Origin of the sequence: Burkholderia sp. ZZQ-2, from assembly GCF_050768715.1 — a bacterium.
GTDB classification, from domain to species: Bacteria; Pseudomonadota; Gammaproteobacteria; order Burkholderiales; family Burkholderiaceae; genus Burkholderia; species Burkholderia cepacia.
This window is the reverse complement of the sequence record NZ_LDVA01000276.1, coordinates 45,339-62,015: the sequence shown is the minus strand read 5'-3', so window position 1 is coordinate 62,015 and position 16,677 is coordinate 45,339. Positions and strand designations below refer to the sequence as shown.

The window sequence follows — 16,677 nt, the reverse complement described above, 5'->3', positions numbered from 1 at the left end:
CCGGAAGGTTAAGGGCCGGTCTGCCGCGTGTTAATGCTTTATAGTGCGATTTACTTGCGCGACAGTACGATGATGAGTGACGACGCCTTCTCCGACATCCTGAGACTCGCGAACGCCGAATCGCTGGCAACGGGAGGCTTCTCGGCCGGCGGCGCTTGGGCCATTCGCTTTCCGGCACCCGACAAGATCAAATTCTTCGCGGTGGTGAAGGGCACGTGCTGGGTCTCCATCGACGGAGAGGAAACGCCAATCCGCTTCGCAGGCGGGGATGTCGGTCTGCTGACGGCAAAACGGTCCTTCGTTCTCGCGAGCGACCCTGGCGTTCCACCTGTCGATGCGATGACGTTGTTCTCGGGCGCGGGCAAGTCGGCGGTGAAACTGGGTGACGGCGATGACTTCGCCCACATCGGTGGACACGTCCTGCTCGATCCGGTAACCGGCAACTTGCTGTCGGACGTACTGCCGCCCTGGATTCACGTACCGGCCGCATCGCCGCAGGCCGTGAAGGTGCGCTGGCTTCTCGAGCAACTCGTGGAAGAGCGAGCGGCCGATCTGCCCGGCGCGCAGCTCGTCTCGGCCCAGCTTTCGCAACTGCTTTTCATTCAGATACTGCGCGCCCATCTGAACACGTCCGCGCCACTGGCGGGATGGTTGCGCGCGTTGAGCAACCCACGCATCGCACCCGCACTGCGACTGATGCACGGCGATCCCGCACGCGCATGGCATCTGGACGAGCTTGCCGCCGCGTGCGCGATGTCACGAACCACGTTCGCTGCGCACTTCAGGGCGAGCGCCGGCGTCGCGCCGCTGACCTATCTCGGCCAGTGGCGCATGCGGGTTGCGGAGCGCCGTTTGCGCGACGAGCGCATTCCGGTCGCCCTGCTTGCACAATCGCTCGGTTATTCGTCCGAAAGCGCATTCAGTAACGCGTTCAAGCGCATGTCCGGACATGCGCCGACGGCCTATCGTCATATCGCGCGAACGGCTGCCGAAAACGTCGGAAGTGAACGTGACGGCGATCGCGTGGAAGCCGGGGCTACCGGTTCGACGCCGTAGCCGTCTGATGGCGGAGGGTCAGCGGGAATGGGCAAAGATCATGCGAGCGCGACGAGCGGCGGCGCGGCACGCGCGCCGGCCAGCGTCGGCAGCGCATCGAGCAGCGACGCGGTGTACGGGTGCGACGGCGCGCCGAACACGCGCTCGACCGGGCCGCTTTCGACCACCCGGCCGCCGCGCATCACGAGGATCCTGTCGGCGACGTGATGCACGACGCCGAGATCGTGCGAGATGAACAGCATCGCGGTGCCGTGCTCGGCCTGCAGATCGGCAAGCAGATCCAGCACCTGCGCCTGGATCGACACGTCGAGCGCGCTGACGGGTTCGTCCGCGACGAGCAGCGCCGGGTTCGACGCGAACGCGCGCGCAATCGCGACACGCTGCCGCTGCCCGCCGGATAATTCACGCGGGTAGCGGTCGATGCAACCGGCGCCGAGCTGCACCTCGTCGAGCAGCTGCAGCACGCGGCGACGACGCGCATCGCCGCGGATACCGGCCGCGTCGAGGCTTTCGCCGACGATCTGTCCGACCGAGTAGCGCGGGTCGAACGAGCTGTACGGGTCTTGCGCGATCAGTTGCAGCCGGGCGCGACGCGCGCGGCGTGCGGCTTCCGGCACACCGCTCCACGGCTGGCCGTCGAGCGCGACGGTGCCGCTGTCCGGCTCGACGAGCCCGAGCACGATCCGTGCGACCGTGGACTTGCCGGAGCCGGATTCGCCGACGATGCCGAGCGTCTCGCCCCGTGCGAGCGTGAACGACACGCCGTCGACCGCGGCCGGCGCGGCGCGATCGCCGTAGCGTTTCGTCAGCGCGTCGACGGCCAGTACCGGTGCCTGCGCATCGATGCGCTTCGGCGGCAGCGGCACGCGCGCGGCGGTCGCGAGCCGGAACCCGCGCGATGCGGCGGTGGGAATCGCCGCGAGCAATTCGCGCGTGTACGGGTGCGCCGGCGCGGTCAGCACGTCGCGCGCCGGGCCCTGTTCGACGACCTGGCCGGCGCGCATCACGAGCACGCGATCGGCGAGCTCGGCGACGACCGCGAGATCGTGGCTGATCAGCAGCACCGCGTCGCCGGCATCGCGGCGCGCGCGCAGCAGCGACAGGATCTGGCGCTGCACGGTCATGTCGAGCGCGGTGGTCGGCTCGTCGGCGATCAGCAGCGATGCGCCGCCCGCGATCGCGGTGCCGATCAGCACGCGCTGCCGCAAGCCGCCGGACAACTGGTGCGGATACTGCGGCAGCCGCCGCTCGGGATCGTCGATGCCGACCGCACGCAGCAGCTCGGCGCTGCGCGCCGCGACATCGCGCCCGCGCGTGTTGCGCAGCGCCTCCGCGACGAGGTCGCGCACGCGCCACAGCGGATCGAGCGACACCAGCGCGTCCTGCAGCACGTAGCCGATCCGGCGCCCGCGTATCGAGCGCCAGTCGCGTTCGCGATGGCGGCGCGCGTCGGCGCCGGCGATCTCGAAGCGTTCGGCGTCGATCACCGCGTTGGGTCCGTTCAGCCCGACGAGGCTGCGTGCGGTGACCGACTTGCCGGAACCCGATTCGCCGACGAGCGCGACGCATTCGCCGGCATGCACGGCGAGGTCGAGCGGTCCGACGACGGGCTGCGTGCCGTGCGCGCCGCGAAAGCCGATCGTCAGGCGCTCGATGCGAACCAGCGGTGCGGCGCGGGCCGGCGTTGCCGGTGCAGCGGATGCGATCGTGCTCATGCCGCCTCCCTGCGTTCGAAGCGCGCCTGCCAGTAGCCGCCGAGCGCATTCACGGCGATCACGGCCGCGGTGATCGCGACGCCGGGCCACACCGCAATCCACCACGCGTTGTACAGATAGTTGCGGCCCTCGGCGAGCATCAGCCCCCATTCGGCGGCGGGCGGCTGCGGCCCCATGCCCAGGAAGCTCAGTCCCGACGTGCCGATGATCGCGGTGCCGAGCCCGATCGTCGCGAGCACCGGCACCTGCGCGATCGCATGCGGCAGCACGTGCCGCCAGACCAGCACCGCCGGCGCGAGGCCGAGCGTGCGCGCGTGCTCGACGTAGCCGGAAGCAGCGACGACGAAGGTTTGCGCCCGCACCACGCGCGCGAAGCGCGGCACCGACGCGACGCCGAGCGCGAACACGAGGTTCACCGCGCCGGGGCCGGTGAACGAGATCAGCATCAGCGCGAGCAGCAGGTCCGGGAATGCGGACACGACGTCGAGCACGCGCGTGATCAGCTCGTCGAGCCAGCCGCGCGCAAGGCCGGCAAACAGCCCGAGCGCGGTGCCGAACAGCGTCGCGACGCCGATCGCGGCCGCGCTGATCGACAGCGAGTAGCGTGCGCCGTACACGACGCGCGAGAAGATGTCGCGGCCCAGCTGGTCGGTGCCGAGCCAGTGCTCGGCACTGCTGCCGAGCTGCGCGGACAGCGGATCGGCGGCCAGCGGATCGTAGTGCGCGAGCCAGCCCGGTGCGATGACCGCAATCGCGTTCAACAACAGATAGACGGCAGCCAGCGCGAGGCCCGGATGGCGGCGCAGCCAGCCGGCTGCGGCGGATGTCGCCGGGGCGCGCAATGTGAGATCGACGGGAGTGGACATCGAAGCCTCCGGTTCAACGCGGTGCGCGGCGATCGCGCAGGCGCGGATCGATCAGCAGGTACAGCAGGTCGACGGCGGTGCTGAGCGCGACGTAGATCGCCGCGGACAGGATCGCGATCGCCAGGATCACCGGCATGTCCTTCGACAGCACCGCGTCGACGGTTATCTTGCCGAGGCCCGGCCGGCCGAACACCTGCTCGGTGATGACGGCGCCGCTGAGCAGCCCGCCCACGAGCCAGCCGGCGAGCGTGACGGCCGGCAGCGCCGCATGGCGCAGCGCATGGCGCACGCGCAGGGCGAGGCCGCCGATGCCCCACGAACGCACCGTGAGCGCATACGGCTCGTCGAGCGCGCGCTCGATGCCTTGCCGCAGCACGCGGCCGATCACGGCGCCCTGTGCGAGCCCGAGCGACAGCGCGGGCAGGACGAGCGACGCGAAGCCGCGATCGCCGGCCACCGGGAACAGCTTCAGCGTGAAGCTGAACACGAACAGCAGCATGATGCCGAGCCAGAACGACGGCGTCGACGCGAGCAGCAGCTCGACGCCGGATGCCGCGCGCCCCGCCCAGCGGCGACCGGCCGTCAGCACGGCGAGGCCGACCGCGAACGCGATCGTCACGACGAACGCCGCGCCCGTGAGCTTCAGCGTCGGCCACAGCTGGCCGAGCACGAGCGGTGCGACGTCGGTGTTCAGGATGTACGAGCGGCCGAACTCGCCGTGCAGCACGCGCCACAGGTAGTGCACGTATTGCAGCGGCAGCGGCTCGTCGAGTCCCCATTCCCGGCGGATCGCCGCTTCGATCTCCGGCGTGCTCAGCTGCTCGCCGATCAGGATGCCGACGATGTCGCCCGGTGCGAGATGCACGGCCGCGAACGACAGCGTGACCGCGGCCCACAGTACGAGCGCGCCGGTCGCGAGCCGCGTCGTGACCGGCGAATGCAGCCAGCGGCGCCAGGGGGCCGGCGAGCGTGCGGCCGGCAGCGCGTCCGGGACGGGGACGGGAGCGGAAGGCGAAGGGTTCATGTGCGATATCTCCTGTCGGTTTGGCGCGGCGTGCGGGGCAACGCTCGACGCGCCCGCCTACTTCTTGATCCACACGTCGTACGGGTTCTCGGGCATCTGCGCGAACGAGCGGAAGCGCAGCCCCTGGACGGCCTTCGCGGCGGCGATCTGGTCTTCGGGCTCGTACAGCGGCACCGCGTACGCCTGCTCGTTGATCGCGAAGTGCTGCAGCTCGCCGTACAGCTTCTTGCGTTCCGCGATGTTCTGCGTGCGTGCGGCCGCCTGCAGCCAGCGCGTCAGCTCGGGCGCTGCCGCACGGCTGTAGTTCAACGCGCCGCCGCGATCGACGGGCAGGTAGTGGCCTTCGATGTCGATGCCGTCCGGCGGTGTGTTCGAATTCGCGATCGAGCCGAACTTGCCGCTCTTGCGCGCTTCGACGTACGTGCCGTCGTCGACGTACTGGATCTTCAGGTCGACGCCGAGTCGCTGCCGCGCCTGCGCCTGCAGTGCCTGCAGCAGCACGTCGCGCTGGTCGCGCACCGTTGCCTGCGCCTGGATCACCGCGATCGTCAGCCGTTCGCCGTTCTTCGTGCGGTAGCCGCCGCTGTCGCGGACGTTCCAGCCGGCTTCGTCCAGCAACTGGTTCGCGAGCTTCGGGTTGTTACCGTAAGTCTTTTCGATCGATGCGACATAGAGCGGATCGATCGGCGACGTGACGCCCCATGCACGCGTGCGCTCGCCGCGGTAGATCGACTGCACGATGCCCGTTATGTCGAGGCCTTCCAGCAGCGCCCGGCGCACCTTCACATCCTGCGTGGGACCGTAGCCGACGTTCAGGAACAGCGAGTAGGGCGTGCCGGTGTTGAGCGCGCGGCGGTAGGTGAAATCGGCGTTCTTGCGGATCAGCGCGGCGTCGTTGCCGGACACGCCTTCGATCACGTCGACCTGACCGGACAGCAGCGCGCCGGTGCGCACGGACGATTCGGGCAGGAACCGGTAGACGATCCGGTCCAGGTACGCGGGGCCCTGGTGGCCCGCCGTCGGCGGCGCCCAGCGATAGTCGGGGTTCTTCGCGAATTCGATTTCCTGCCCCTTGACGTAGCGGCGCAGGATGAACGGGCCGGTGCCCGCGATGTCGGGGCCGCCCGATTTCAGGCTCGGTCGGTCGAACGCGTTCGGCGACAGCAGCGGCAGCCGGCCGGCGAATGTCAGGAACGGCGCGTACGGCGCATCGAGCGTGATCGCGACCGTGTGCTCGTCCGGTGTCTTCACGTCCGCGACGTGCGAGATCAGTCGCGCGAGCTGGCTGCCGGCGGAGTACGACAGTTCGCGCGCGTTCAGGAAATTGCGGGCCACGGCCTTCGCGTCGAACGGCGCGCCGTCGGTGAACTTCACGCCGTCGCGCAGCGTGAACGTATACGTCTTGCCGTCGGCGGAGACCTTGTAGCCGGTCGCGAGCCACGGCACGTAGCTGCCGTCCGGCTTCTGCGCGAGCAGGCTTTCGTATGCGTTGCGCAGGAGCAGCTCGACCTTGTCCTGGCCGTTCAGTTGCGGGTTCAGCGTGCGCGGCTCCGTTTCGACGCCCCAGGTCAGCGCGCCTCCGGAGACGGGCGTGCCCTGTGCGAACGCCGCATACGGGAACGCGAGAGCGACCAGCAGCGCGGCCGAGGCGGTACGGCTCGAAGCGCGGAGAGCGGAATCCGGAAATGCGAATGTCATGCGTGGCAGCCTTTCACGAGGTGGGTAGCAGGGGATGCGGTGCGCGAAGCCCGGAGGAGGGGGCGTCACGCGTTTGCGTGGAGCGGCACGTCGTGCGCGGTGGCATCGTCTGTCGCCGGATCGCGATAGAGCTCCGGGAGCAGGATTTTCCGCAGCCAGACGAGCGGCGTGCCGAGCGCATTCGTCGAGCGATCGAACGGCAGGTAGCCGTTACGTTCGTAGTACGGCTGCAGCCACGGATGGTTGGTCGCGGTCGCGAGATAGGTCGCGGGCGCCTTCACCTGCGCGGCCAGAAACCGCGATTCGACGTGCCCGATCAGTGCGTGCCCGAACCGCTGCCGCTTGAACGCGGGCGCGACCGCGAACCAGTGGAGGAACGGATACGGCATGCGGTGGCGTTCGCCGGATACCCATGGAAAGCGCACGGTCAGCGTGGCCGCGAGGGCCAGTCGGCCTTCCGGTGTCGTGTGTTCGAGCACGAACGTGGTTTCGCGCGCGACGGTCTGCGCGACGCGCTCGATCGGCGAGCGCGTGATCGTGAAAAGCACGCCCTGCGGCACGAGCGGCGCATACGCATCCTGCAGCAGCGCGTAAAGGGCCGGCACGTCGTCCGCGCCGGCAATGCGGATCGTATCGGTCATCGCGCGGTGCCCTCGAAGTCCGATTGCGGCGTCGCGGCGCGCTCGCGCGATTCACGCGCATCGGGCCGGTACCGCGACGCCGCCGCACCGTGCTCGTCGGTCGACGCGCCTGCCAGCAGCCGCAGCGACGCAATACGCGGTGCGGCATCGGCGAGCGGCGTATCGATGACGAATTCGTCAATCCCGTGGCGGCGATGCAATGCGTGCAGTTCGTGCAGCACGTCGTCGCGCGTGCCGTGCACGATCCGCGTTTCGCGCGGATCGATGCGATGCGGGCCGCCGCCTGCCTGCCGGATATAGGCGTGCGCCTGATCGAGGCTGCCGACGTTGACGGCAGGCGTGTCGCCCACCTGCACGCGAAAGCCCTGATGTCCGCTCGCCAGCTGCGCGGCCGCGTCGCGGGTTGCCGCGACGATCGCGGAGACCGCGAGCAGCGGCGTGCGGCCGCCGGATGCGCTGCGGTATGCATCGAACGCGCGTTCCAGATCGGTCGGTGAGGCGTTCAAATGCGACGCGTAGACGAACGCCCAGCCGAGCCGTGCCGCGAGCGCGGCGCTTTCCGCACTGGCGCCGAGCAGGAACGGTTGTGCGGGCTCGGGCGGGCGCGGCGTCGCATGCAGCGTGGCGTCATCCTGCCCGGTCGTATCGGCAGCCGTGGCTGCGCCCTGAAGATGACGATTCAGTTCGTCGGCCAGATCGGCGAACGACGCGCGCCGCGCGGGATCGTAGCCGGCCTGCAGCGCGCGCGTCGACAGCGGCAGGCCGCCCGGCGCCTTGCCGATACCGAGATCGACGCGGCCCGGCGCCAGCGACGCGAGCAGGTTGAAGTTTTCCGCGATCTTGTATGGACTGTAGTGCTGCAGCATCACGCCGCCCGAGCCGACGCGAATGCGCCGCGTATGCGCGAGCACGTGCGCGATCAGGATCTCCGGAGACGGGCACGCGAGCGCGGCGGTGTTGTGATGTTCGGCGAGCCAGTAGCGGTGATAGCCGGCGGCATCGGCGAAGCGCGCGAGCGATACGCTGCGCGCAAGCGCGTCGGCGGCCGTTTCTCCCGGCGCGACCGGGCTCTTGTCGAGCACGCTCAAGCGGAACGGCAACGCGGTCGAAACGGACGAATCGGAGTCGGAGCGGATGGCGTCGAACGTCATGATGAAGCGATCGGCGCGGGTCGAAACGGCCTGATCAACGGGTTTGGCATGCCGAATTATTTTGCGGCGCCGTTCGCACGGTCAAACAATCAAGAAGAATATCGAAAGCCGAAAATATTCGTTCCGGCCGACCGGGGGGCTTGCATTATGGTCGTTGACTGCGCGTCGTCTCGCGGCGTGTGGCCGGCGCCTGCCGGGCGATGCGGGGCCACGATGCCGACATGAAGTGTCAGATCGAACGGAATCAAGAGGAATACAGATGAATGACAAACGCGTACTACGTGAGACGCTAACCCTCGTTACGCGCCATCGCGCGACGAACGGAGCCGTGTCATGAGCGGCGCACGTAGACGGTTGAAGACGCTCGTCGGCGCGGCGAGCGTGCTGTACGCACCCGGCGATGCGGATGCCGTGCACGGTGTGCGACGTGCGGCGTCGCTCGCACGCAAGGCGGAAGCCGAGAAGATCACCGGCCTCTTTACCGCCGACCTGCTGCAGGCCGATTCGGCCGGCCTCGCCGGCACGACGGGCAGCCAGGAGCCGATCGTCGCGCTGGCGGCGCTGAGCCAGGCGACGTCGACGATCGGCCTCGTCGCGACGGTGTCGACGACGTATCACCATCCGTACAACCTCGCGCGGCTGATCGGCACGCTCGACCACGTGAGCGGCGGCCGTGCTGCGTGGAACGCGGTGACGTCGTCGGTCGGCGAGGAGAATTTCGGCGATGCGGCGCTGCCCGACCCCGAACGGCGTTACGCACGTGCGGCCGAATTCGTCGAGGTCGTCAACGCGCTGTTCGACGCGAACGATCCGGGCGCGACGCGGCGCGGGCAGGGAGGTGGCATCTCGGTCGATCCGCGCAAGCTCGGGGCGATCGACTATCACGGCGAGCACTTCCAGGTGCAGGGGCCGCTGAACGTGCCGCCGTCGCCGCAGCGCCGGCCGGTGCTGTTTCAGGCGGGTCAGTCGGCCAGCGGCGTATCGCTCGGCGCGAGGTACGCGGAGGTCGTGTATACGTCTCAGCCGACGCACGAAGACGCGCGCGCATTCGTCGCCGAACTGCATCGGCAGGCCATCGCGTTCGGCCGCGGCGACCGGCTGCCGCTCGTGATGAACTCGTTCCATTCGGTGATCGGCGAATCCGATGCCGACGTCGCGCGACGGTTGCGCGACAAGCATGAACGCATCGATTACGAACAAGGCAGGCTGAAGCTCGCCGACATGCTCGGCGGCGGCGTCGACCTGCGCGACCTGCCGCTCGACCAGCCGTTGCCGGGGTCGCTGCTGCCGGCGATCGACAGCGTGCATCGCCGGCGAGGGCGTGTTGCGATCTTCGTCGGCTATGCGCGTCAGCGGCTGACGCTGCGCGAGCTGATCGTCCGCGCGCAGGAGACCGGCCACTGGTTCGTCGCCGGCACGCCGGAGCAGCTCGCCGATGCGATCGAGGCGCGCTATCGCGCGGGGCTCGTCGACGTGCTGTCGCTGCACGGGCTCGGTCAGCCGGACCAGGAGGACCTGCTGCTCAATGGCTTGCTGCCCGAATTGCGTCGTCGCGCGCTGCTCGATACCGACTACGTGGGCGGTGATTTCCGCGCGAATCTGGAGTTGCCGGCGTTGCAGTGCGAAACAGCGGAGGCGTGAGCGGGCGAACGATGCACCGTGCTGCGCGTTCGGCGGTGCGCCGTTCCGCCATATCGCGCGATCAGATATTCATCGAAAAAATAACCATTTGGTACACACGTCGGCGCGCATTACAGTCTCGCCTCCTGCCGGCTGCGACGCCGGTCGTTCCGACGTTATTTCAGAAATTCGCCACATGAATCGTTTGATGCGTTCCAGTGTCCGCCGTGCCGCGGCCGCGTTGTTTGTGGTCGGCCTCGTGCCGGCTTCCCATGCGGCCCAGCCGACGTTGCGCGTCGGAATCGACGCCGAATCGTATCCGCCGTTCTTTTCGAAGGATGCGGCCGGCAAGTGGAAGGGCTGGGAAATCGACGTGCTCGATGCCGCGTGCGGCAAACTGAACGTGCGGTGCGAACTCACCGACATTGCTTGGGACGGCCTGATTCCGGCGTTGCAGAACCGCAAGATCGACGTGATCTGGTCGTCGATGACGATCACCGGCGAGCGGCAGAAGGCAATCGATTTCAGTCGCGCGTATTACGAATCGCCGACGGTGTTCGTCGGAGCGAAAAGCGATCGGCGCCGCGTCGACTGCGCGGTGCCCGCGAGCTTCAAGGGTCGCGTGATCGGCGTCGAGGCCGGCACGAACTTCTCGGCGTTCCTCGATTCCCGCTTCAAGCCGGATGCGCAGATCAAGGCGTTCGACAAGTTCGACAACGCGCTCGCGGATCTGGTGTCCGGCCGGGTCGACTACGTGCAGGAAGGCAAGGGTCTGTTCACGGCCTTCCTCGCGTCGCGCGACGGCAAGGACTTCGAGGTCAAGGCGACGTGCGCGGACAACCCGGTGCTGGGCCTCGGTATCGGCGCGGGCGTGCGCCAAGGCGATGCGCTGCGCGGCAAGCTGTCGACCGCGATCGCGCAACTGCAGCAGGACGGTACGTGGGATGCGATCACCGCCCGCTATCCGAACCTGAAGGGCACGATCGAGAAGGGCCGCTGACCCGATGGCCGCGGACGACTCGCTGCTCGCGCTGCTTGCATTCGACGACGGTGGATATGGCCGTGTGTTCGCGGGCGCGTTCGCGCTGACGTTCGGCGTCGCGGCGTCGTCGTTCTGCACCGGCGTGCTGCTCGGCATCGCCGGCGCGCTCGGCAAGCTGTCGCGCCACGCGCCGCTCGCATGGCTCGCGCGGCTCTACACGACGCTGGTGCGTGCGCTGCCCGAGCTGTTGTGCCTGCTGCTCGCGTTCTATGCGCTCGCGCCTGCCGTCGAGGTCGCGCTGCGCCGCGGCGGCCTGGTGCCCGACGGCTTCGCGTTCCCGCCGTTCCTCGTTGCTGCGCTGTCGCTCGGTTTCATCCAGGGCGCGTATCTGACCGACATCTTCCGCGCGGCGCTCGTCAACGTGCCGATCGGGGAGATCGAAGCCGCGCATGCATACGGGATGACGCCATGGCGGACGTTCACGCGCATCCGGCTGCCGGCCGCCGCGCGGCTCGCATTGCCGGGTGTCGGCAACGTGTGGCTGAACGCGACCAAGGACGCGTCGTTCATCAGCGTGCTCGGCTCGTTCACGGACTTGCTGAAGGCGAGCCAGCTCGCGGCCGGCGCGACCCGTCACTACGTATTCTTCTATCTCGTCACGGCCGCGCTGTTCCTGCTGCTGAGCATCGCGTCGACCGGCATCTTCGCGGTGCTCGAGCGGCACGCGAACCGTGGCACGAGGCGCGCAACCGCATGATGTTCTCGCTGCCGTTCCTGCTCGATACGGTGATGCCGAAGCTGCTCGCCGCAGTGCCGACGACGCTCGCGCTGACACTTTTTTCGGGCGTGGCCAGCGTGCTGCTGGGCGTACCGCTCGCGCTCGCCGCCGGTGCGCGCCATGCGCCGCTGCGCTGGTCCGCGCGCGGCTGGATCATGCTGATTCGCGGCACGCCGCTGCTCGTTCAGCTCTATTTGCTGTACTACGGATTCGGGCAAATCGTGCCGCGCGAATGGATGCGCGACAGCTGGGCATCGCCGCTGCTGCGCGACGCGTTCTGGTACGCGATCGTCGCATTGAGCGTGAACGAGAGCGCGTATGTCGCGACGATCCTGCGCGGCGCGATCGCCGGCGTGCCGGCCGGCGAGATCGAAGCCGGGCACGCATACGGCATGACGCGCGCGCAGGTGCTGCGCCGCATCGTCGGCCCGCGCGCGTGGCGGCTCGCGCTGCCCGCGCTCGTCGGCGAGGCGATCCTGCTGCTGAAATCGACCGTCCTCGCGTCGACCGTGACCGTGTTCGACGTGATGGGAACGGCAAATACGCTGCGCTTCGAGACGTTGCGCGTGTACGAACCGCTGGCCGGCGCGGCGATCGTCTATGTCGTACTGGTCGCGCTGCTGATCGTTCCTGCCGGCCGTTTCGAGCAGCACGTCAATCGCTACCTTACGGGCGCGCCAGACGAGCGTACGCCAGCACGGCGCCGCCGCCGCGCGTCGTCGGGCGCGTGGGCGGCACCCAACTGATTCCTTCCCTGATACCGATTTCGACGATGTCCGATCCTCGCCCGTTGCTGTTTTCCCTGTATGAACAAGCCAGTGTCGGTTGCGGTGGCGCACCAAGCCTGTGGACCCATCCCGCCGATGAACGGCTGCGCGCCAATACACTCGCGTTCTGGTCGAACCTCGCGCGCACGGCCGAACAGGCCGACCTCGACATGCTGTTCTTCGCGGACGTGCTCGGCCTGTACGACGTCTATGGCGGGTCGGCCGATGCCGCGCTGCAGTGGGCGGTCGAGTCGCCCGCGAACGATCCGATGATGCTGATTCCGGCGCTTGTCGCGCAGACCGAGCGGCTCGCGTTCGGCGTGACCGCGAGCACGACCTACGAGCATCCGTTCGCGCTCGCGCGCCGCTTCAGCACGCTCGATCATCTGAGCAACGGCCGGATCGGCTGGAACATCGTGACGTCCTACCTGACGAGCGCGGCGCGCAACTTCGGGCTCGACCGGATGATCGGTCACGACGAACGCTATGCGCGCGCCGAGGAGTTTCTCGACGTCGTCTACAAGCTGTGGGAAGGGAGCTGGGCGGACGACGCGGTCGTCGCCGACAAGCACGCGCCGCGCTATGCGCGTGGCGACCGCGTGCGGCCGATCGCGCACGAAGGCACGCACTATCGCGTGCAGGGGCCGCATGTCTGCGCGCCGTCGCCGCAACGCTCGCCGGTGCTGATCCAGGCCGGCTGGTCCGGGCGCGGACGCGAATTCGCAGCGAAGCACGCGGAGGTGGTGTTCGTCGCGAAGTCGAATCCGCACGAGATCCGCGCGGGCCTCGACGAGATTCGCCGGCAGGCGGCTGAACGCGGCCGGTCGGCGGACGACGTGAAGTCGCTGACGGTGCTGCGGATCGTGACGGCGCGCTCGTCGAGCGACGCGAAGGAGAAATACCACCTGCTGCAGCAGCACTATCACCAACACGCGCAACTCGTCAGCTACGCGGGCGACACCGGCATCGACATCGACCGCTATGCGGACGACGAACCGCTTACGACGCAGACGGAAGGGCTCACGTCCTACGTGATGAGGCCCGACGGCAGCGGCAAGCCGCTCACCGCCGGCGACGTGCGGCGCAAGTTCGCGAGCGTCACGCGCGGCACCGACCTGATCCTCGTCGGCTCGCCCGACGAGGTCGCCGATCAACTCGCCGAGCATGCGCGGCAGTCGACGACGAGCGGTTACATGCTCAATCCGCTTATCAGCCCGGGCACGCTCGACGATTTCGCCGAACTGATCGTGCCGGAACTGAAGAAGCGCGGCCTGTACCGGACGACGGCACCGGCCGGTACTTTCCGTTCACGCCTGAGCGGACGGGATCGGTTGCCCGATACTGCGTATGGTTCGTCATTCAGACACTCGGCCGTGGGGTTGGTCTGACCTCAAGTCATTCGGTGCCGGTATCTTCAGCGCGCAACCGACGCTCCCGTGTCGTGGAACGTTCGGACGACGGTCGGGGGTTGATCCGCTTGGCGGGTGGTGAGGTGCAAGTTTTTCGTGTACTAAAACGACAAGCGAGGGTGCGCCTTGATGAGCGATGCAAGGCGTACTGAAGCCTGGTGAAGCAGGCTCACCCCGGTGTGTCCTGATCATTCTCGCGGGGCACACGTTTGATGCGCATCGATCAGCCGGCCTTCTTGGGTTCCCTTTTTTCTGTCGCGGATCGCGGACCAGATGCTGCTCTTTCTGGTACCGCTCGTCGTCTTTCAGATCACGCATAAAGCGACGTGGCCCGGGCTCGCATTTTTCATCGAAGCGTTGCCGCGATTCATCGCCTTTCCGGTCTGCGGTGCATTGAGCGACCGCGTGCCGCCCGTTCGCGTGCTGCGAGCGAGCGAGCCAGACCAGTCGGGCCATCGCCTGCATGATCGGCATCGCCGGCTATGTCGCCTGGAGCGGAATCGGGTGGCTGATCGCGTTGTCCGCCGTCTGTGGCGCACTCACGAGTCAGGGGCTTGTCGCTCGCGAGGTGCTGCTGCCACAGATTTTTCCGCAGCAGCGCTTCGAAAAAGTGCTGTCGTATACGCAGCTTGCCGAGCAGTTGGGTGTCGTGCTCGGGCAGATCGTCGCGGCGGCACCTAGAAATCCGAACGCACGGTCAACATCACGTTGCGCGCATCGCCGAATACGCTGTAATAGGTGCTGGGCGGACGAATGTAGTACCTGCGATTGAACACGTTATTCAATTGCAAGGACGCCGTCACGTGCTTGGTGAAACGATATCCCGCTTGTGCGTCGAAAACCGCATAGCCGCCCTGTTCGACGCCGCGTGAAATCCGCGTTTGAGCGAGCATGCCGCCCCCGATCGAGAATCCGCGTAACGGGCCTTGCGAGAGCGTATATCGGGTCCACAGCTTGAACAAATGCTTCGGATCCGTGCCGTCGGTGAGATCGGGCGAGTCGTTCTCGTAGTGTGCGTTCAGATACGTGTAGCCGGCATAGAGATTCCAGTTTGGCGTCGGCTGGCCAGTGAGTTCGAGTTCGATACCCTGATTGCGTGCCTTGCCTGCGGATACGTAATAGAACTGATGGGCAGGATCGGCAACGGCACGGTTGTCGTCGTTGATGCGGAACAGCGCGGCGTTCGCATTCAGGCGGCCATCGAGCAGGCTGCTTTTTATGCCCACTTCGTACTGCTCTCCCGAGCGCGGCGGCAGGCCCGGCCCCGAGTACGTGCCTTGCGTTTGCGCATCGAGGAACCGCGCGTAGTTGGCGTAGACCGTCAGCGACGGCACGATGTCCCACAGCAAGCCGGCGGACGGCAGGAAGCGATGATTGACCTGTGCGTTGGTCGTCCAGTCCGCGACGCTCGGCAACGTCGACTGCGTGCGGTCTTGCAGGAACGCCTCGCGGCCGCCGAGCACGAGCGTCAGCGGCGTGGCGAGCTTGATACGCGCCTGCGCATAGACGCCGTATTGCACGGTGCGGTGATTGGTGCCGAACGTGTACGGTACGTCCACGGCAGGTACCGCATTGGGATCGTAGAGACTGTAGGCGCCACCGTACGGGCCGCTCAACGCGCGGTAACCCGATTGCGCGCCCGATGTCATCACGGCGTAGTTCGCGCCGATGGTCAGCGTATGCGTCTGCCCCCAGAGGCGGACCGGGCCGGATACGTTGGTGTCCGCGCCGAACCAGTCATAGCTCGTGCGCTGCCGCTGGTCTCCGAAGCGCGCGAGGCCGTTTGCGGTCGCGCCGGGGCCGGAGTACGCGTAGTAGGCCTTGGAGAGTTCGTGGCGGTAGAACAGCGTGGTCGAAGATTGCCACGCGTTTTCGAACCGATGCACGAGGTTGGCGTTGACCTCCTGCAACGAGGTGTACGCGTAGTTCCAGCTCGGACTGAAGTTCCGCGTATATTCGCTCGGCACGCGCCCGGTGAGCGCGGTACGCGTGCTGTTCAGCACGCCGCCCGCACCGTAATCGATGCCGGAAATCGGCGAGACCTGATAGCCGCCCGAGAACGACAGCGTCGTGCGCGGCGTGAGGTCCCAATCGAGCGCACCATAGGCCATCACCTCCTTGCTGCGCGTGCGCTCGATGGATTGCATACCGGTGCTGCCCACGAGAACGGCGCGTCCGCGCAGCGTGCCGTCCTTGTTCAGCGGCCCGGTGACGTCGATCATCTGGCGCACGCTGCCGAACGAATCGACCTGTGTTTCCGTGCCGAGATGGAACTGATCCTGAGGGCGCTTGAGCACGAGATTGACGACGCCGCCCGGCTCGCCCATGCCATCGATCGAGCCTGCCGGGCCGCGCAGGATTTCGACGCGGTCGTACATCGCCAGATCGAATTGCAACTGATACTGCAGGCCGCTCAGCGTCGGGACCCCATCGAATTCAATGCCGAGCTGCGAGCCGCGCGCGCGGAAGTACGCGGTACCGTCGCCGTAGTCGATCGAACTGACGCCGGTCACGGAGCGCAACGCCTGCTGGATGGTCGTGATGTTCTGGTCGTCCATCCGCTCGCGCGTGAGCACCGAGACCGAGTTCGGCGTCTCCTTGATCGATTGCGCGACTTTTCCGCCGATGGTGGCCCACTTTGCAGCGTAGTTGCCGCTGCCTTCGGTTGTCGCATCGGCGTCCTTTGTGCCCACCACCGTCAAGGCGGGCAGCATGCCGCCGGCCGGGGCGGGCGAGCCTTGCGCGTTCGCCCACGAGGAGGCGAGGCACAGCGCCGAAAAGGCGAGCGGGGCACCGCTGCGTCGTCCCGTCGTCACGCGCCGCGCGCGCGGGTGGTCTATTCTCGTTGTCATGGTTGATCATCCCGATGTTGAAAAATGTCGAACTGCTTCCTCCCGCCAGCGGCGGGTTGAAAAATGGGGGGGACGATCTTTATCGACGGGCATCTGACGGCCTCGTCTGTCTTGAGTC

At 67.4% G+C, this 16,677-nt stretch carries 13 protein-coding genes and 1 pseudogene; 7 read left to right on the top strand and 7 right to left on the bottom strand.

The window, feature by feature from the left end:
• The first annotated feature begins 33 nt into the window (after nucleotides 1–33).
• Nucleotides 34–1,056: an AraC family transcriptional regulator gene (locus tag ABY44_RS22670; RefSeq protein ID WP_431642205.1), complete on the top strand. Its 1,023-nt coding sequence runs from the start codon at nucleotides 34–36 to the stop codon at nucleotides 1,054–1,056.
• Between the two features lie 38 nt (nucleotides 1,057–1,094).
• On the opposite strand, the gene ABY44_RS22665 is transcribed toward ABY44_RS22670, so the two are convergent.
• The 6 genes from ABY44_RS22665 to ABY44_RS22640 all read right to left on the bottom strand — a co-directional run bounded on the left by ABY44_RS22665 (nucleotide 1,095) and on the right by ABY44_RS22640 (nucleotide 8,151).
• Entirely contained in the window at nucleotides 1,095–2,771 is a 1,677-nt protein-coding gene (locus ABY44_RS22665; protein ID WP_060173442.1) for a dipeptide ABC transporter ATP-binding protein, read from the bottom strand.
• Nucleotides 2,768–3,637, bottom strand: a complete 870-nt coding sequence (locus tag ABY44_RS22660) for an ABC transporter permease (protein ID WP_081072584.1) — start codon at nucleotides 3,635–3,637, stop codon at nucleotides 2,768–2,770. The genes ABY44_RS22665 and ABY44_RS22660 overlap by 4 nt, the downstream gene beginning before the upstream one ends.
• A 13-nt stretch (nucleotides 3,638–3,650) precedes the next feature.
• Nucleotides 3,651–4,661, bottom strand: coding sequence for an ABC transporter permease (locus ABY44_RS22655; RefSeq protein WP_060173441.1), 1,011 nt, complete (start codon nucleotides 4,659–4,661; stop codon nucleotides 3,651–3,653).
• A gap of 57 nt (nucleotides 4,662–4,718) precedes the next feature.
• Nucleotides 4,719–6,359 carry an ABC transporter substrate-binding protein gene (locus ABY44_RS22650; RefSeq protein WP_060173440.1) on the bottom strand — a complete coding sequence of 547 codons (1,641 nt, stop codon included), beginning with the start codon at nucleotides 6,357–6,359 and terminating at the stop codon, nucleotides 4,719–4,721.
• A 65-nt stretch (nucleotides 6,360–6,424) separates the two neighbouring features.
• On the bottom strand, nucleotides 6,425–7,000 hold the full coding sequence (locus tag ABY44_RS22645) for a GNAT family N-acetyltransferase (RefSeq protein WP_060173439.1): 576 nt from the start codon (nucleotides 6,998–7,000) through the stop codon (nucleotides 6,425–6,427).
• Nucleotides 6,997–8,151: an MsnO8 family LLM class oxidoreductase gene (locus tag ABY44_RS22640; protein ID WP_063809874.1), complete on the bottom strand. Its 1,155-nt coding sequence runs from the start codon at nucleotides 8,149–8,151 to the stop codon at nucleotides 6,997–6,999. Before ABY44_RS22640 ends, ABY44_RS22645 begins: the two co-directional genes overlap by 4 nt.
• Before the next feature lie 333 nt (nucleotides 8,152–8,484).
• On the opposite strand from ABY44_RS22640, the gene ABY44_RS22635 reads away from it, so the two are divergent.
• From ABY44_RS22635 to ABY44_RS22610, 6 genes and pseudogenes are all read left to right on the top strand, one after another.
• On the top strand, nucleotides 8,485–9,792 hold the full coding sequence (locus ABY44_RS22635; protein WP_060173438.1) for an NtaA/DmoA family FMN-dependent monooxygenase: 1,308 nt from the start codon (nucleotides 8,485–8,487) through the stop codon (nucleotides 9,790–9,792).
• A 175-nt stretch (nucleotides 9,793–9,967) separates the two neighbouring features.
• Complete coding sequence (locus ABY44_RS22630) at nucleotides 9,968–10,771, top strand: transporter substrate-binding domain-containing protein (RefSeq protein ID WP_060173437.1); 804 nt, start codon at nucleotides 9,968–9,970, stop codon at nucleotides 10,769–10,771.
• A 4-nt stretch (nucleotides 10,772–10,775) separates the two neighbouring features.
• Entirely contained in the window at nucleotides 10,776–11,510 is a 735-nt protein-coding gene (locus tag ABY44_RS22625; protein ID WP_060173436.1) for an ABC transporter permease, read from the top strand.
• Nucleotides 11,507–12,277, top strand: a complete 771-nt coding sequence (locus ABY44_RS22620; RefSeq protein WP_060173435.1) for an ABC transporter permease — start codon at nucleotides 11,507–11,509, stop codon at nucleotides 12,275–12,277. Before ABY44_RS22625 ends, ABY44_RS22620 begins: the two co-directional genes overlap by 4 nt.
• A 26-nt stretch (nucleotides 12,278–12,303) precedes the next feature.
• A complete protein-coding gene (locus ABY44_RS22615; RefSeq protein WP_027791916.1) occupies nucleotides 12,304–13,686 on the top strand; it encodes an LLM class flavin-dependent oxidoreductase in 1,383 nt (460 codons plus the stop codon).
• Nucleotides 13,687–13,919: 233 nt separating this feature from the next.
• Nucleotides 13,920–14,380 (top strand): annotated as a pseudogene (locus ABY44_RS22610) (MFS transporter); the annotation flags it as partial.
• Nucleotides 14,381–14,384: 4 nt separating this feature from the next.
• Here ABY44_RS22610 and ABY44_RS22605 read toward each other — a convergent pair.
• Nucleotides 14,385–16,559, bottom strand: coding sequence for a TonB-dependent siderophore receptor (locus ABY44_RS22605; protein WP_431642187.1), 2,175 nt, complete (start codon nucleotides 16,557–16,559; stop codon nucleotides 14,385–14,387).
• Nucleotides 16,560–16,677: the final 118 nt, after the last annotated feature.

Bases quoted from the DNA above. Each gene is read 5' to 3' on its own strand.
- ABY44_RS22650 (WP_060173440.1), bottom strand. From the start codon at position 6,359: ATGACATTCGCATTTCCGGATTCCGCTCTCCGCGCTTCGAGCCGTACC.
- ABY44_RS22620 (WP_060173435.1), top strand. From the start codon at position 11,507: ATGATGTTCTCGCTGCCGTTCCTGCTCGATACGGTGATGCCGAAGCTG.
- ABY44_RS22640 (WP_063809874.1), bottom strand. From the start codon at position 8,151: ATGACGTTCGACGCCATCCGCTCCGACTCCGATTCGTCCGTTTCGACC.
- ABY44_RS22615 (WP_027791916.1), top strand. From the start codon at position 12,304: ATGTCCGATCCTCGCCCGTTGCTGTTTTCCCTGTATGAACAAGCCAGT.
- ABY44_RS22665 (WP_060173442.1), bottom strand. From the start codon at position 2,771: ATGAGCACGATCGCATCCGCTGCACCGGCAACGCCGGCCCGCGCCGCA.
- ABY44_RS22660 (WP_081072584.1), bottom strand. From the start codon at position 3,637: ATGTCCACTCCCGTCGATCTCACATTGCGCGCCCCGGCGACATCCGCC.
- ABY44_RS22635 (WP_060173438.1), top strand. From the start codon at position 8,485: ATGAGCGGCGCACGTAGACGGTTGAAGACGCTCGTCGGCGCGGCGAGC.
- ABY44_RS22655 (WP_060173441.1), bottom strand. From the start codon at position 4,661: ATGAACCCTTCGCCTTCCGCTCCCGTCCCCGTCCCGGACGCGCTGCCG.
- ABY44_RS22670 (WP_431642205.1), top strand. From the start codon at position 34: ATGCTTTATAGTGCGATTTACTTGCGCGACAGTACGATGATGAGTGAC.
- ABY44_RS22605 (WP_431642187.1), bottom strand. From the start codon at position 16,559: ATGACAACGAGAATAGACCACCCGCGCGCGCGGCGCGTGACGACGGGA.
- ABY44_RS22645 (WP_060173439.1), bottom strand. From the start codon at position 7,000: ATGACCGATACGATCCGCATTGCCGGCGCGGACGACGTGCCGGCCCTT.
- ABY44_RS22630 (WP_060173437.1), top strand. From the start codon at position 9,968: ATGAATCGTTTGATGCGTTCCAGTGTCCGCCGTGCCGCGGCCGCGTTG.
- ABY44_RS22625 (WP_060173436.1), top strand. From the start codon at position 10,776: ATGGCCGCGGACGACTCGCTGCTCGCGCTGCTTGCATTCGACGACGGT.